The sequence below is a fragment of the Gordonia sp. McavH-238-E genome (genome assembly GCF_022348225.1).
GTDB lineage: Bacteria > Actinomycetota > Actinomycetes > Mycobacteriales > Mycobacteriaceae > Gordonia > Gordonia terrae.
The window spans coordinates 85985-100759 of record NZ_JAKRFE010000009.1 but is presented as its reverse complement, the minus strand read 5'-3'; the positions used below and the strand labels follow the sequence as shown (position 1 = coordinate 100759).

General features: G+C 66.8%; 12 protein-coding genes. 6 read left to right on the top strand and 6 right to left on the bottom strand.

Annotated elements, in window-relative coordinates:
* Positions 1–31 precede the first annotated feature (31 nt).
* Complete coding sequence (locus MHN80_RS15330) at positions 32–1228, bottom strand: PQQ-dependent sugar dehydrogenase (protein WP_239402531.1); 1197 nt, start codon at positions 1226–1228, stop codon at positions 32–34.
* A 107-nt stretch (positions 1229–1335) separates the two neighbouring features.
* On the opposite strand from MHN80_RS15330, the gene MHN80_RS15325 reads away from it, so the two are divergent.
* On the top strand, positions 1336–2571 hold the full coding sequence (locus tag MHN80_RS15325; RefSeq protein ID WP_239402530.1) for a DoxX family protein: 1236 nt from the start codon (positions 1336–1338) through the stop codon (positions 2569–2571).
* Positions 2572–2638: 67 nt separating this feature from the next.
* Here MHN80_RS15325 and ilvD read toward each other — a convergent pair whose 3' ends face one another.
* The 3 genes from ilvD to MHN80_RS15310 all read right to left on the bottom strand — a co-directional run bounded on the left by ilvD (position 2639) and on the right by MHN80_RS15310 (position 6628).
* Positions 2639–4483, bottom strand: a complete 1845-nt coding sequence (gene ilvD / locus MHN80_RS15320) for a dihydroxy-acid dehydratase (RefSeq protein WP_101819333.1) — start codon at positions 4481–4483, stop codon at positions 2639–2641.
* 259 nt (positions 4484–4742) lie between these two features.
* Positions 4743–6089, bottom strand: coding sequence for a magnesium transporter (mgtE, locus tag MHN80_RS15315; protein ID WP_239402529.1), 1347 nt, complete (start codon positions 6087–6089; stop codon positions 4743–4745).
* An 80-nt stretch (positions 6090–6169) separates the two neighbouring features.
* A complete protein-coding gene (locus MHN80_RS15310; protein WP_004019303.1) occupies positions 6170–6628 on the bottom strand; it encodes a PH domain-containing protein in 459 nt (152 codons plus the stop codon).
* A 347-nt stretch (positions 6629–6975) separates the two neighbouring features.
* Between MHN80_RS15310 and MHN80_RS15305 the strand changes: the two genes are divergently transcribed.
* The 3 genes from MHN80_RS15305 (at position 6976) to ilvC (ending at position 10570) form a co-directional block, all read left to right on the top strand.
* On the top strand, positions 6976–8940 hold the full coding sequence (locus MHN80_RS15305; RefSeq protein ID WP_004019304.1) for an acetolactate synthase large subunit: 1965 nt from the start codon (positions 6976–6978) through the stop codon (positions 8938–8940).
* Positions 8937–9440, top strand: coding sequence for an acetolactate synthase small subunit (ilvN, locus tag MHN80_RS15300; protein WP_004019305.1), 504 nt, complete (start codon positions 8937–8939; stop codon positions 9438–9440). The genes MHN80_RS15305 and ilvN overlap by 4 nt, the downstream gene beginning before the upstream one ends.
* A 116-nt stretch (positions 9441–9556) precedes the next feature.
* Positions 9557–10570, top strand: coding sequence for a ketol-acid reductoisomerase (gene ilvC, locus MHN80_RS15295; protein ID WP_004019306.1), 1014 nt, complete (start codon positions 9557–9559; stop codon positions 10568–10570).
* A gap of 129 nt (positions 10571–10699) precedes the next feature.
* Here ilvC and MHN80_RS15290 read toward each other — a convergent pair whose 3' ends face one another.
* The gene (locus MHN80_RS15290; RefSeq protein WP_239402670.1) at positions 10700–11551 is read right to left on the bottom strand and encodes an IS3 family transposase; all 852 of its coding nucleotides are present in this window, start codon (positions 11549–11551) and stop codon (positions 10700–10702) included.
* Positions 11548–12030 (bottom strand): helix-turn-helix domain-containing protein, encoded by a 483-nt coding sequence (locus MHN80_RS15285; protein WP_239402528.1) that lies wholly within the window; start codon positions 12028–12030, stop codon positions 11548–11550. The genes MHN80_RS15290 and MHN80_RS15285 overlap by 4 nt, the downstream gene beginning before the upstream one ends.
* Before the next feature lie 435 nt (positions 12031–12465).
* On the opposite strand from MHN80_RS15285, the gene MHN80_RS15280 reads away from it, so the two are divergent.
* Both MHN80_RS15280 and MHN80_RS15275 read left to right on the top strand, forming a co-directional pair.
* Positions 12466–13827: a hypothetical protein gene (locus tag MHN80_RS15280; RefSeq protein ID WP_239402527.1), complete on the top strand. Its 1362-nt coding sequence runs from the start codon at positions 12466–12468 to the stop codon at positions 13825–13827.
* A 60-nt stretch (positions 13828–13887) separates the two neighbouring features.
* On the top strand, positions 13888–14658 hold the full coding sequence (locus MHN80_RS15275) for a hypothetical protein (RefSeq protein WP_239402526.1): 771 nt from the start codon (positions 13888–13890) through the stop codon (positions 14656–14658).
* Positions 14659–14775 lie beyond the last annotated feature (117 nt).

Sequence of the window (14775 nt, the reverse complement as noted above, 5' to 3'; positions counted from 1 at the left end):
CTCGCAACCTCGGGGAAGCGGCGGCCGGGCATCACGTCCGGTCGTTGCCACCGCCGGCGGGCAGGAAGCGGAACACGCGGTCGTCGGTGGGCTTCGCCGAACCCACCTCCTTGTTGACGGTCGCCACCTGTAGCAACCCGTTGGGTAGCGCGGCCATCCGGCCGAGCGCGCCGTAGCGGCGTTCCAGCACGACGGCCGGCGCGGTGATCGTCGGCTCCTCGCGGGTGGGCTCGTTGATGGCCTCGATGCGCTGGGTGCGCGTCGTCGAGACGAAGATGCTGCCGGCCGCGACACCGCAGCCGGCGATCTGCGGCCGGTCGGGCCATGTCCACAACACCTTGGGTCCGCCTTCCTCGAGCACCTGCACGCGGTCTTCGGTGGCTGTCTGGTCGGCGACGTAGACGGTTCCGGTGGAAGCGTTGGGGCACAGCGACACCGTGGACCCGAACCCGGAGGCGAGGATCGCCGGCCGCGGGCTCGCCCCCGAGGTGAACGACGTGACCAGCAGCACCTTGCCGGCGAGTGAGGACGGATCGTCGGCGGCCGCGGGATTCCCGGCGTTGCCGGTGGCGACCACGAGTTCGGTCGGTGACCGGAAGTACATCGCGCCCATGTTCCCGGTGGCTCCCTTGGGGATACCGGTCAGGATCGGTTTGGGCACGTCACCCGGCGCCAGACGGACGATGCGATTGTCCGCCGGGGTCGTGATGTAGGCGTAGATCAGCCGGTCCTGGGAGTAGGTGGGGGAGAAGGCGAAATCGATCAGACCGCCGTCCCCGGATGCGTCGACGGGCGTCTCGCCCAGGGTGCGGGCGGGACCGTAGCGCTTGGTGGTGATGATCTTCCCGGTCGTGCGTTCGGCGACGACGGTGACCTCGCCCTGTTCGTCACCGGGCATCACACCGCCCGTCGATGCGAGGCAGGTGGCGATGACCGCGGGGTCGGGGTCGACGCACGGACCGGTCGGTGGCGGCTGGGTCTCGCGGGGGGTCTCCGGCGGCGGAGTCGGCTCGGGCTGACCGCTCGGCCGGTTGTTGGGGCTGAACGCGCCCGCCTCGCGCTGGTTGTCCTGTGCGGTGAAATCCGCACAGCCGCCGACCAGGACGACCACCACGGTCAGCACCGTCAGCAGGGTGCGCCACCGAACCCGTATCCGTCGATCCGCCGAGGCGGGTGAACTCGTCCGGCCGGCATCACCGCGCGTGCCCGTCGGGCGCCCCTTCCACATGGCATCCACAGTAGTGGTGCCCCGGGCCGTGGTGCCCGAGCGTGGTGCCCCGACTCACCCCGCCGGGGTGCGGTGACGGCGGAGTGCGAGCCTCTAGAGTCGGGCGTGTGAGCGAACGCGACACGTCGGGCACCAGCGAGCGCGACACACCGGCGACGAGTCCCTACGACGAACCGACCGGACAGATCCCGGTCCCGGGTACCGGGAGTGGAGTGCCCGGTGTCGGACCCGGACCGGCGGCCGCGCGGCCCGAGCCCGGCCCGCCGACACCGCCCGCAGTGACCGACCGTGACGACTTCTACAACCGGCACGCCCGGCGGTCGCCGGCCCCCTACTCCCGGGTGGACGACCTCGACGACCTCGATCCCGGCGACGTGGAGACGCGTCCCGCCGCCGCGGGTACTCCGACGACGTCGCGGCCCATCGCCGAGCCACCCCGACCCGCCGCGCAGACCGCGCCCCCCGCCCCACCGGCGGCCGGGGCGGCAGGGCCGGCGGACGACGATTTCGAGACCGTCCAGTTCGCGAAGCATCCCGGTCCCACCCGCGCGCAGCCCATCGACGGCCCCACCGACGACGCGGTCACCACGCCGGAGCCGGCGCTGCCGCCGGTCGGTACCGCGCGCTACGACTTCCTCGAGGACGACGACGATGTCGTGTCCCGCGCCCGGGCCCGCGGCGAGTCGACGGACACCGAGGTGCTCGACGACGAGCCGCGGGGCCGCCGCCGGTTCGGCCGGCGACGAACCGACGACGACACCGTCGTCCGTCGTGACAGTCCGGCCGACGACGATCTCGAGGACGCGCTCGCGAAGTCGCGCCGCGGCACGATCGATCTGGGTCTGCTGGTACTGCGCATCGCGCTCGGCGGCCTCGTCGGCGCGCACGGGCTGCAGAAGCTGTTCGGACTGTGGAACGGTCCGCGCCTCAGCGGATTCGAGTCCATGCTCGTCGACGCCGGGTTCAGCGCCGACTACGCGCAGGTCCTCGCGATCGTCGGCGCCCTGTCGGAGACGATCGGCGGTCTGATGGTGATCCTGGGCCTGTTGACGCCGATCGGGGCGTCGGCGATCCTCGGCACGATGCTCGTCGCGGCGGCCTTCAAGATGTCGATGGCAGGCGGGTTCACGTTCTTCGCCGCAGCCGGCGGAGTCGAGTTCGAACTGTTCCTGGCGGTGGCCGCGGCGGTCGTCATCCTCACCGGCCCGGGGCTGTACTCGCTCGACTACCCCCGCGGTTGGGCGCGACGGCCGTTTGTCGGGTCGTTCTTGTGGCTCATCGTCGGCGCGGCCGCCGCCGTAGCGGTCTGGGTTCTCGCGAACGGCAGCAACCCACTCGTCTGACACACAAGAGTGCGGGGTACGTATCGGAATCCGATACGTACCCCGCACTCTGGGTTTCGAGTGGCGGTCAGTCGACCTGACGCACCGCGCCGCGGTCCGCCGACGTCGCCAGCTTGGCGTAGGCGCGCAGCGCAGTCGTGACCGTGCGCTCACGGTCCTTCGGCTGCCAGGGACGCTCGGAGGCCTCCATCTTGGCGCGGCGCTCGGCGAGCACGTCGTCGTCGACGAGGACCTCGAGACGACGGGTCTTCACATCGATCAGGATCGGGTCGCCGTCCTCGACGAGTCCGATGGCACCACCCGACGCGGCTTCGGGAGACATGTGACCGACCGACAGACCCGACGATCCACCGGAGAACCGGCCGTCGGTGATGAGGGCGCACTTCTTGCCCATCCCGGTGCCCTTCATGAAGGCGGTCGGGTGAAGCATTTCCTGCATGCCGGGCCCGCCTGCGGGACCCTCGTACCGGACCACGAGGACCTCGCCGGCCTGAATGGTCTTGGACAGGATGACCTGGACGGCGTCCTCCTGGCTCTCGACGACGCGGGCCGGGCCCTCGAAGTGCCACAGATCCTCGTCGATGCCCGCGGTCTTCAGGACCGCCCCGTCCGGGGCGAGGTTTCCGCGGAGCACGCACAGACCGCCCTCGACGGTGTACGCGTGCTCCAGGTCGCGGATGCAGCCGCCCGCGGCGTCGGTGTCGAGCGAACTCCACCGGTTCGCGGTCGAGAACGGGGTGGTGGTGCGAACACCGCCGGGTGCGGCGTGGAACAGTTCGACGGCCTCGTCGATGGCCTTGCCGCCGCGGATGTCCCAGTCGTCGAGGGCCTGGGCCATGGTGGCGGTGTGGACGGTCGACGTGGTGTCGTCGAGCAGACCGGCGCGGCGCAGTTCGCCGAGGATGGCCGGGATTCCGCCCGCCCGGTGGACGTCCTCCATGTGATAGTCGGAGTTGGGGGAGACCTTCGACAGGCACGGCACATTGCGGCTGATCTCGTCGATGACCGAGAGGTCGAAGTCGGCGACCTCACCCTCCTGCGCCGCGGCGAGGATGTGCAGCACGGTGTTGGTCGAGCCGCCCATCGCGACGTCGAGGGCCATCGCGTTGCGGAATGCGGTCGGCGTGGCGATGTTCCGCGGGAGCACCGACGCGTCGTCGTCGCGGTACCAGCGGGTCGCCGCGTCGACGACGACCTCGCCGGCCCTGGTGAACAGGGCGCGGCGCGCTTCGTGGGTGGCCAGCGTCGAACCGTTGCCGGGCAGGGCGAGCCCGAGAGCTTCGGTGAGGCAGTTCATCGAGTTGGCGGTGAACATGCCCGAACACGAACCGCAGGTGGGGCACGCAGCCGCCTCGACCTCACTCAGACCCGCATCGTCGACCTCGCTGTTGGCCGACGCGGAGATGGTGGTGATCAGATCCGACGACGGGTGTGCGACATCGCCGACGACGACGGCCTTTCCGGCCTCCATCGGTCCGCCGGAGACGAACACCGTCGGGATGTTCAGGCGCATCGCGGCATTGAGCATGCCCGGAGTGATCTTGTCGCAGTTCGAGATACACACCAGTGCGTCCGCGGTGTGGGCGTTGACCATGTATTCGACGGAGTCGGCGATGATCTCGCGACTCGGCAGCGAGTAGAGCATGCCGCCGTGACCCATCGCGATGCCGTCGTCGACGGCGATGGTGTGGAACTCGCGCGGCACGCCTCCGGCGGCTCGCACCGCCTCGGCCACGATGTCGCCGACGTTCTTCAGATGCACGTGTCCCGGCACGAACTGGGTGTAGGAGTTGGCGATCGCCACGATCGGCTTGCCGAAATCGTCGTCGGTCATCCCGGTGGCGCGCCACAGGGAGCGGGCGCCGGCGGCTTCGCGGCCGACGGTGGTGGTGCGTGACCTCAGAGCAGGCATGGGTTCCTCGAATCGATCGTGTGGCTCGGGCGGGCCCGGCGCGATCGGCCGTGCAGTGACTGACCGGCGCCGGACTCTTCGGCTCAACACCGCGACCCCGGGGTTGTTTCCCACGGGCTGTGGCCGGGCGCGGCTGTGTTGACGGGCGCCGCCTCGCTGAGGGTGGGCGTGGGGGAGCGCCGAGAAGCCAGGCTACTCCGCTGTGACGAGGGGTAACAAAACGATTCGGCGTCTCGGGGGCGCCCTCGCCGGTGCGGGGTCAGATCCCCAGCACCGCCTTGGCGATCGAGAAGTAGACGAGGAGGCCGGTGGCGTCGCAGAACGTCGAGATGAACGGTGTGGAGAACACCGCGGGGTCGACACGGATGGACTTCGCGATCAACGGCATCACGCCGCCCACGGTCGCGGCCAGCGTGCACACCGACAGGATCGTCAACCCGATGACCACGCCGATGTCGAGGCCGTAGACGAGTGCGGCGACGGTGAACCCGGCGAGGCCGAGCAGAGCCCCCATGGTCAGCCCGACCCGGACCTCCTTGGCGGCGACGCGGGCGACGTCGCGCGGGGCGACCTCGTCGGTGGCGAGCGCGCGGGTCACGGTCGTCGCCGCCTGCGAACCGGTGTTGCCGCCGATCCCGGTGAGCAGCGGGATGAACAGTGCCAGTGCGACCCGCTGCTCGAGGGTGCCCTCGAAGATCTCCAGCACGTTGACGGTGAGAATCGCCGACACCGCGAGGACGAACAGCCACACGATCCGGGCGCGCGTGATCGACACGATGGAGGACAGCAGATAGGGATCGCGGAGCGGTTCGCGCGCGCCGGCGCGGGCCTCGTCGGTGTCGCGGGCCTGCTCGACGACCTCGACGGCATCGTCGATCGTCAGGACGCCGACCAGTCGGCTGTCGTTGTCGACGACGGGCATCGCGAGGATCCCGCGGTCCACACACCGCTGCGCGGTGGTCTCGGCGTCGTCCTCGGCATGGGCGAACATCGGCTTGTTCATCAGGTCGCGGACGGTGTCCGCCGGGTCGGCGAGGAGGAGGTCGCGCAGGCTGACCACACCGCACAGCGAGCGCGCGCCGTCGAGGACGGGCACGGTGTAGATCGTCTCCGCGGCGTGTCCGCGTTCGCGCACGCGGGCCAGTGCGTCGCCGGCCGGTTCGTCCTCGCGCGCGTGGACGAACTCGGGACTCATCCGACGCCCCACCGAACCTCGCGGGTAGCCGAGGACCACCGCCGTCATGTCGCGCTCGGCCGGGGTGAGTTGCTGGATCAGCGACTTCGCGACTCCCGCGGGCAACTCGTCGAGCAGCTCGGCGCGGTCGTCGGGGTCGAGGTGGTCGAACGCGGCGGCCACCTCCGCGGTGCCGAGGTCGTCGATGAGGCGGCGCTGCGAGCCGGCCGACAGATCGTCGAACACCTCCACCGCGAGGTCCTTGGCCAGCAACCGGAACGCGACCCCGCGGGACTTGTGGGGGAGGCGGTCGAGCAGGGCGGCGATGTCGCCCGCAGGCAACGTGGACAGCGTCGTCCCGACCTCTGCGAGGCCACCTGCCGAGATCAGTTCGTCGAGTTCACCGGCGTCGAGTGTTCGGGTGTTCTCCACGGCCGCACTCTATCGCCGCCTGCGGGGCGTTGATGAGACCGAGGGGAGCCTGATCCGTGCCAGGAATCACGGGCAGACGATCACTCGGCGGAACGGGCCGCCTCGAAGGGGTCCGGGATGCGGCCGCCGCTGACGATCGACAACGCCGGGAGATCGCGGAAACCGATGGCGGGCAATCGGACCCGACTGCCGTCGGTCAGCACCGCGCGGACCGAGCTCCACTTCGGGAACTGCAGTCCCGCGACTTCCGACCAGGCGATCTCGGTGGTGGAGAACATCCGGACGGCGCGCAGGCCGTCCTCGGTGACGACGGTCCGCAGTCGGTGGATCCACAACCACAGCACGACGGGGATGACCAGGGCGATGGCGAACCACGGGGAGGCGCCGACCAGCAGCACGACCACCAGGGCGACCATCGGGACCGTGAAGTACGCGATCCGGTTGATGCGGAACGTCACCGGGTAGTCGAATGTCACGTCGTCGGCGGCAGAGGTCGTGCTGGTCTTCGGGTCTACGGGGTCGGTGGAATCAGTCGGCACCCGTCCATTGTGCCAACCGGCCCCGTGCCTCCCTACCGACGGGTTCGTCGCGCCATATGAGAAGCGCGGTGCGATCGCGCCCGGTTCGACCAGTGATTTCCCAGATAGTGGGACGCATTGGTCCGGAGTTTGACTCTGAACCGAACACAGTCCTACCGTGAACGCGTGATGCAGAACGGGATCCTCGTAGTAATCGGCTGGCGCGTCTTCGCCTGACCGGTCACCTCGCAGACCCCCAACCGGCATCGACGCGCCACCCTCGAACAGCGGAAGCTGTCGGGGGTTTTTTCATGCCAGGTACTTCCATCACGGATATCGGATTCCACAACCAAGATGAGGATCGTGCAGTGAGCGCACCAACAGCACGCACCGACGCGGGCCGAAATGAGCCGACGCGTAACGCAGGATTGCGGCAGCAGTCTCCGGCGGCGGGCAACCTCCGTGCGGTAACCCAGCACACTGTTGCGCCCGAGCGTGTCAGCGGCGCCCAGTCCGTGGTTCGTTCCCTCGAGGAACTCGGTGTCGAGGTCGTCTTCGGCATTCCCGGCGGCGCGGTCCTGCCGGTCTACGATCCGCTCCTGGATTCTCAGAAGGTCCGTCACGTTCTCGTCCGTCACGAGCAGGGTGCCGGCCACGCCGCGACCGGATACGCCCAGGTCGCCGGTCGCGCCGGCGTCATGATGGCGACGTCGGGTCCCGGTGCCACCAACCTGGTGACACCGCTGGCCGATGCACAGATGGATTCCGTGCCCGTCGTCGCGATCACCGGTCAGGTCGGGCGGGCGCTCATCGGCACCGATGCATTCCAGGAAGCCGACATCTCGGGCATCACGATGCCCGTCACCAAGCACAACTTCCTGGTCAGCCGGGCCATCGACATCCCGAAGACGATCGCGGAGGCGTTCCACATCGCCGAGAGTGGCCGTCCGGGCGCGGTTCTCGTCGACATCCCGAAGGACATCCTGCAGGCGCAGACCACCTTCTCGTGGCCGCCGCAGATCGACCTGCCCGGCTACCGGCCGGTCACCAAGCCGCACGGCAAGCAGGTTCGCGAGGCGGCCCGCCTCATCAACGCCGCGAAGTCCCCGGTGCTCTATGTCGGCGGCGGCGTCATCAAGGCGAACGCGGCTGCGGAACTGCTGGAACTGGCCGAACTCACCGGCATCCCCGTGGTCACGACCCTGATGGCGCGCGGCGTGTTCCCGGACAGCCACCAGCTGCACCTGGGTATGCCGGGTATGCACGGCACGGTGGCGGCGGTCGCGGGTCTGCAGCGCAGCGACCTGCTGATCACCCTCGGTGCGCGCTTCGACGACCGGGTCACCGGGCAGCTGTCGTCGTTCGCACCGAACGCGAAGGTCATCCACGCCGACATCGATCCTGCCGAGATCGGCAAGAACCGACCGGTCGACGTGCCGATCGTCGGTGACTGCAAGGCGGTCATCGCCGAGCTCACCGAAGCCCTGCGCGACGAGCGCGCGACCAGCGGCTCGACTCCCGACATCTCGCAGTGGTGGTCCTACCTGGACAACCTGCGCCGGACCTATCCGCTGAGCTACGACCGGCAGACCGACGGTTCGATGTCTCCGGAGTTCGTCATCCAGGCCCTCGGCAAGGCTGCCGGCCCGGACGCGGTGTACTGCGCGGGCGTCGGCCAGCACCAGATGTGGGCCGCGCAGTTCATCTCCTACGAGAAGCCGCGCACCTGGCTCAACTCCGGTGGTCTCGGCACCATGGGCTACGCGGTGCCCGCCGCCATGGGCGCCAAGGCCGCCGATCCCGACGCCGAGGTGTGGGCGATCGACGGTGACGGTTGTTTCCAGATGACCAACCAGGAACTCGCCACCTGCGCGATCGAGGGCATCCCGATCAAGGTGGCGCTGATCAACAACGGCAACCTGGGCATGGTTCGTCAGTGGCAGACGCTGTTCTACGAGGAGCGGTACTCGAACACCGACCTGTCGACCCACTCGCGGATGATCCCGGACTTCGTCAAGCTCTCCGAGGCGCTGGGCTGTGTGGCCTTCCGCGTCGAACGCGAAGAAGACGTCGACGAGGTGATCGCGAAGGCGCGGGAGATCAACGACCGCCCGGTGGTCATCGACTTCATCGTCGGCAAGGACGCCCAGGTGTGGCCGATGGTCGCCGCGGGCACCGGCAACGACGAGATCATGGCCGCCCGCGACATCCGGCCGCTGTTCGACGACGACGAGTCGGCGTCGGGTCCGGTGGAGATCCACCAGACGATGGACGGCCATCAGACGGTCGAGAACGCACCGGCCGACCGTGCAACCGAGAAGGACGAGCAGTGAGCACCACCCATACCCTCAGCGTCCTGGTCGAAGACCGTCCGGGCGTCCTGGCGCGCATCTCCGCGCTGTTCTCACGACGTGGCTTCAACATCGAGTCGCTGGCCGTCGGCCCCACCGAGCTCAAGGGCATCTCGCGGATGACGATCATGGTCTCCGTCGAGGACTTCCCGCTCGAGCAGGTCACCAAGCAGCTCAACAAGCTGATCAACGTGATCAAGATCGTCGAGCAGGACCCGGGGAGCTCGGTGTCGCGCGAGCTGATGATGGTCAAGGTCCGCTCGGACTCCACCGTGCGAACCGAGGTCATCGAGGTGGTGAACCTGTTCCGCGCCAAGGTCATCGACGTCTCGCCCGAGTCGCTCACGATCGAGGCGACAGGTACGTCGGAGAAACTCGAAGCACTTCTGCGGATGCTCGATCCGTATGGAATCCGGGAGATCGCGCAATCCGGCGCGGTGACCCTCGGTCGGGGACCGAAGAGCATGTCGGCCAACCGCTGACAGGGAATCCCGTTGTCGCCGTGCGCCACTGAGCGCGGACGGCAGCGACAAGAGAATTACGAAGCCCGGGCGTTCGGAGAGTTCGCCGGGGTCACCACATATCGAAGGGAAACATAGTGGCCATCGAACTGTTCTACGACGACGACGCAGATCTGTCGATCATCCAGGGTCGCAAGGTCGCGGTGATCGGCTACGGCAGCCAGGGCCATGCGCATTCGCTGTCGCTGCGCGATTCCGGCGTCGACGTCGTGATCGGTCTGCGCGAGGGCTCGAAGTCGAAGGCGAAGGCCGAGGAGCAGGGCCTCAAGGTGCTGACCGCGTCCGAGGCCGCCGCATGGGCCGACGTCATCATGGTGCTGGCACCCGACACCTCGCAGGCCTCGATCTTCACCGAGGACATCGAGCCGAACCTGCAGGACGGCAACGCGCTGTTCTTCGGCCACGGTCTCAACATCCACTTCGGTCTGATCAAGGCGCCGGAGAACGTGACCGTCGCGATGGTCGCCCCGAAGGGCCCCGGCCACCTCGTGCGCCGTCAGTTCGTCGACGGCAAGGGCGTTCCCGCGCTCATCGCCGTCCACCAGGACCCGAAGGGCGAGGGCCAGGCGCTCGCGCTCAGCTACGCCAGCGCCATCGGCGGTGGCCGTGCCGGCATCATCAAGACCACCTTCAAGGAAGAGACCGAGACCGACCTCTTCGGTGAGCAGGCCGTGCTGTGCGGCGGTACCGAGGAACTGGTCAAGACCGGCTTCGAGGTCATGGTGGAGGCGGGTTACGCCCCCGAGATGGCCTACTTCGAGGTGCTGCACGAGCTCAAGCTGATCGTCGACCTCATGTACGAGGGTGGCATCGCACGGATGAACTACTCGGTGTCCGACACCGCTGAGTTCGGTGGCTACGTGTCGGGCCCGCGGGTCATCGATGCCGACACCAAGGAGCGCATGCGCGCCATCCTCACCGACATCCAGGACGGCACCTTCGTCAAGCGCCTCGTCGCCAACGTCGAGGGTGGCAACAAGGAACTCGAGGGTCTGCGCAAGGCGAACGCCGAGCACCCGATCGAGGTCACCGGCAAGAAGCTGCGCGATCTCATGAGCTGGGTCGATCGCCCGATCACCGAGACCGCCTGAGTCACAACGACAAACGGGCCCGCACCGAAAGGTGCGGGCCCGCTTGCGTTTCCGCACACCCACCCCTTTTCGGCAAACCCACCGGTGTCGTGGACTGGTCCCCAGGAGTTGGACTGGTAATTCGGGAGGTTACGCCACGAGGGTCTGAGTCCGGTATTGCACCGGGCTTAGACCCTCGAGGCGTTCGGAGGTGCGGTTGTAGTTGTACCAATGGATGTAGTCATGCAGGGCGGCCTCGAGGGCTTGAGTGTCGAGGTAGGTGACGTGGTGGAAGCATTCCTCCTTCAGGTGTCCGAAGAACGCTTCCATCACGGCATTGTCGTAGCAGTTCCCTTTACGTGACATCGATTGCTGCGCACCGGCTTCGGCGAGTAAACGTCCCCAAGTTTTGTGCTGGTATTGGAAACCTTGATCGGAGTGCACCAACGGGCGCTGGCCGGGTTCGAGGGTGGCAAGTGCGGCCCGCAAAGACGAGTGGGTCAGATCTAGATTCGGCGATCGACTGATCGAGTAGGCGATGATCTCGCGGTTGTACAGGTCCAAGATCGGTGACAAGTACAGCCTGTTCTCGCCGATATGGAACTCGGTCACGTCGGTGACCCACTTCTGGTTGGGCGCCTCGGCGGTGAAGTCGCGGTTGAGTAGGTTGTCGGCGATGACCCCGGTCTGGCCCTGGTACGACACGTAACGACGCCGGCGGACCTGACAGGCCAGACCGAGCTGACGCATCAGCGCCAGCACGGTCTTCTTCGCGATCTGCTCGCCACTGTTGACCAACTCGCGGTGTACTCGCCGGTGGCCGTACCGGCCCTTGTTGGCGTGAAAGATCTCGCTGATCGCGGCCTTGGTCTGTTCCCATGGGTCGGGGCGGGCGAGTCGGGCCTGGTGGTAGAAGAACGTCGAGCGTGCCAGCCCAGCCGCGGCGAGCAGATCGCCCAGTCGATGTTCTGCCTTGAGGGAGACGACGGCGTGAACCTTCAGGACCGTCGGTGCTGCTGCCTCAAGGCCTGCAATTTTCCCAAGTATGCGTTCTCCGCCCGCAACCGCTCGTTGTCCCGACGTAACTGTTCCAGCTCGCTGAGCTCTTCGACCGGCTGGGTGCGAGGGCGGCCACGCGGCTTGGGTTTGAGCCCATCGACGCCGTCACGACGGTAGATTCGCGCCCACGCTTTGAGCTGTTGAGGGGAGGACAGGCCGGCCTCTTGACTGAGCGTGAGCGCGTTCTCGCCGGCCAGGAAACGCTGCACCAGAGCGACTTTGAACTCGAATGAGTACGTGCCCTGGACTCGCTTCTCCACCAATGCGCCCCTGCCATGAATTCGCCAACGCTGATACAGCGTCTTCACCGCATCGCGTGACGCGCCTACCTTCCTAGCGACCCAGCGATCAGCGAAACCTTCCTCGAAAAAGGCTACCGCCCGCTCACGCTGCTCCACCGACAACGAACTACGTGGATGCATACAACTCTCCCCGGGTAGTCGAAACTGATTTTCAGTCCAACTCCCGGGGAGCAGTCCATCGCGGGGGGAGGAAATGCCGAAAAAGGGTGGGTGTGGCTCGACGTCAGTGGACGGCTGGGGTTCCCTCCGCCACGCAGGCTTTGGTTGGCAGCGTCGTCGGCCAGGATCGGCTGTGGATGGTCTTCGACGTGGTGCGGCGGGGGACTGCTACGGTCACCTACGAACTTCATTGGGGGTGTGATGCGGGTAGATCCAGACGTGCTCCGTTCGCACGACTCGTCGCCATGGAGCTGCGCTCGCGGGCGGAGTCCGTTTCCAGCAGTATGACTGCGATCGGAGTCGCGGTTCGAGGCGCCGGCAATACCTTTGAGGTCGAAGACGCGGCACTTGCGCAGACGTTCGAGAGTCTCCAGTTCGAGCCCCGGAGAAACTGACATGCTGCCGACACGGTCGCAATTGACCGGTTGGGATCCCGCGGCGCTTGTCGGTGGTGGGGAGTCGATCGACACCGCGGGGACGTCCGCGGAGTCGCCTGTGGAGTCGGTACACATCGCGTGTCAGAACCTACCCACTCTGAGCGCGTGGACTGGTGAGAGCCACGATGCTGGAACGGCGGCGTTCCGACGCGCCAACAACACGGCCACCGCCGTCGCGTCATTCGCCGCATCTGTGGGTTCGGCGCTTTGCACGGGTGCATACACGCTCGGGAAGGCGCGAACAGACCTGCTGGTCAAGGCTGATGCCGTAGACGCGGGCAGGCTATGGGTCACGGACGCGTGGGTGGTTCTGATTGATCCCATCGAGCTGACCCTCGAGGAAGCCGACGGTCTCGCAGAAGAGGCGAACAGGCACCAGGGCGAGGTCAACCGTCTCCTGCTGGCAGTCGATGCCGCTGATGACTCGGTCGCACAAGCGATCCAGTCCGCGGCGGGCAAGCATGGCTGGACCAATCCGGTCGCCAACACGTTCGTGCCGATACCGGGATTAGCAGCGCCGACAGATCAGGTGCCGAACCCGGGAACGCTCTTTGGCATCCAACAGCAATTGATGGTGCGTGCCGAGGACATGGCAATAACGGTACGAGCAACCGAGACGTTCGAAGACGATCAGGGTCGGCACAAGGTGCTCTACATGCAGGACGGGACTCGTCAGGTGATCACCGAATGGAATCCGTATCGGGGGTCGATGCCATCGATGAAGCTCTCCGAAACGACTGTGAAGCATTACGGCCGCGACGGAGAGGTGATCTCGACTGCGTACTCGTGGGAGGACCTCAGCGGCACCAAGCGATTGTCGACCACGTGGCCTGACGGAACGACGGCGTATGCGGAGGAGTGGGCAGACGGTTACAAGAGCGGTCGGGTCACAACGCCGGACGGCCGCACAGGAGACATCCCGGCTGACAGCCCGTTCTTCACCCATCCGATCGAGACGACCATCGGTGGCGCACTCAGCGGGGTCGACAAGTACGTCGCCGATGGTCACAGTATTCCGCGTGTCTCGGCCGCCGCAGTCGAAAACATCGGCGTGGGTGCCAAGTACGGTGGTCCGGCCTTGGCAATCGGCGTCGGCATCTACGACGTGGTGGTGGCCGAGGACAAGTGCGTTGCCGGTATTTCCGCGGCATTCGGCGTCGCCGGCGGATACGCAGGCGGTGTCGCCGGCGGCGGATTTTCCTCCGCGGGAGGTCCGCTCGCCGTGGGCGGTGCGGCGGTCGGGTCGATGGCCGGCAGCTGGATATTCGGTTTGGTCGGAACAAAGGTTGGCGAAGCGGTGTGTCCGTCACCAACGTCGTGACCCAGCCAAGCGAACCGCTTGTGCGCTCACCCGTATTTCGTATTTTCGATAAAGGACGTCATGACAGACATTCCCAGACCCGCTGAGTGGCGAGGCGGCCGTGTCACCGGTGTTTTGTTCGTCGCGCTGATGGCACCGGCGGTGGTCGCTTTGGTGGTGACGGCGTTTCGGTCGCAGGATGCGCCGACGGTGTTTGTCGCAGTGACCTTTGCGCTTGCGGTGTGCGCATTTCTGGCCGGAGGGCTGCGTACGCGTGTCTTCGAACAGGTGAAACCGGATGCCGACACGTCCGTCGGTCGTATTACGCTGCGATACGACCGTGTCTTCGATCGTCTATCCCGTGTCGCGCTCGCTCTGGGGGCGGCAGGCGGCGTCGTATTCGTGGCGCTCGTCCCGACTGGGAAACTCGACCTGTCGCTGACACCCGGTCAGCGGACTTTCTTTCCACTGGCGGTCGGCGTCATCGTCATCGCCGCAATCTATGGCGAGTACGCGCGCCACAAACATGGGCAGCCGAGGATCACATTCGGCGTAAATGCTCTGGAGATCAATCGAACTTCGTCGCGAATGTCGTTTCGGTGGGACGACATCACGCGCATCGACGCCGAACGGATCGGGTCATGGCCGAAGCGCGATGTGGTGTTCATCGAAACGACGGAAACGTCGAGACCCTACGCGGTGGGCGACGCGCCCTGCTACACGCCGGGCGGCACGGCGCTGTATGCGATGCTGCGCTTCTACTGGATGAATGCCGAGTCGCGAATCGAGTTGACGGACGGTCGTGCTGTCCAACGGCTCGATGACGAAGCGTTCGTCGACAGCGGTCCGTAGGCTCGGTCAGCCGAGTTCGATCGCTCGTCCGGTCCCCGAAACCGACTGTCTGACGGTTCCTTCCGGGCGAGTTCGCTGCGCCTACCTGGGCTGGTGGCCGCCCGCATGGTCCAGGGC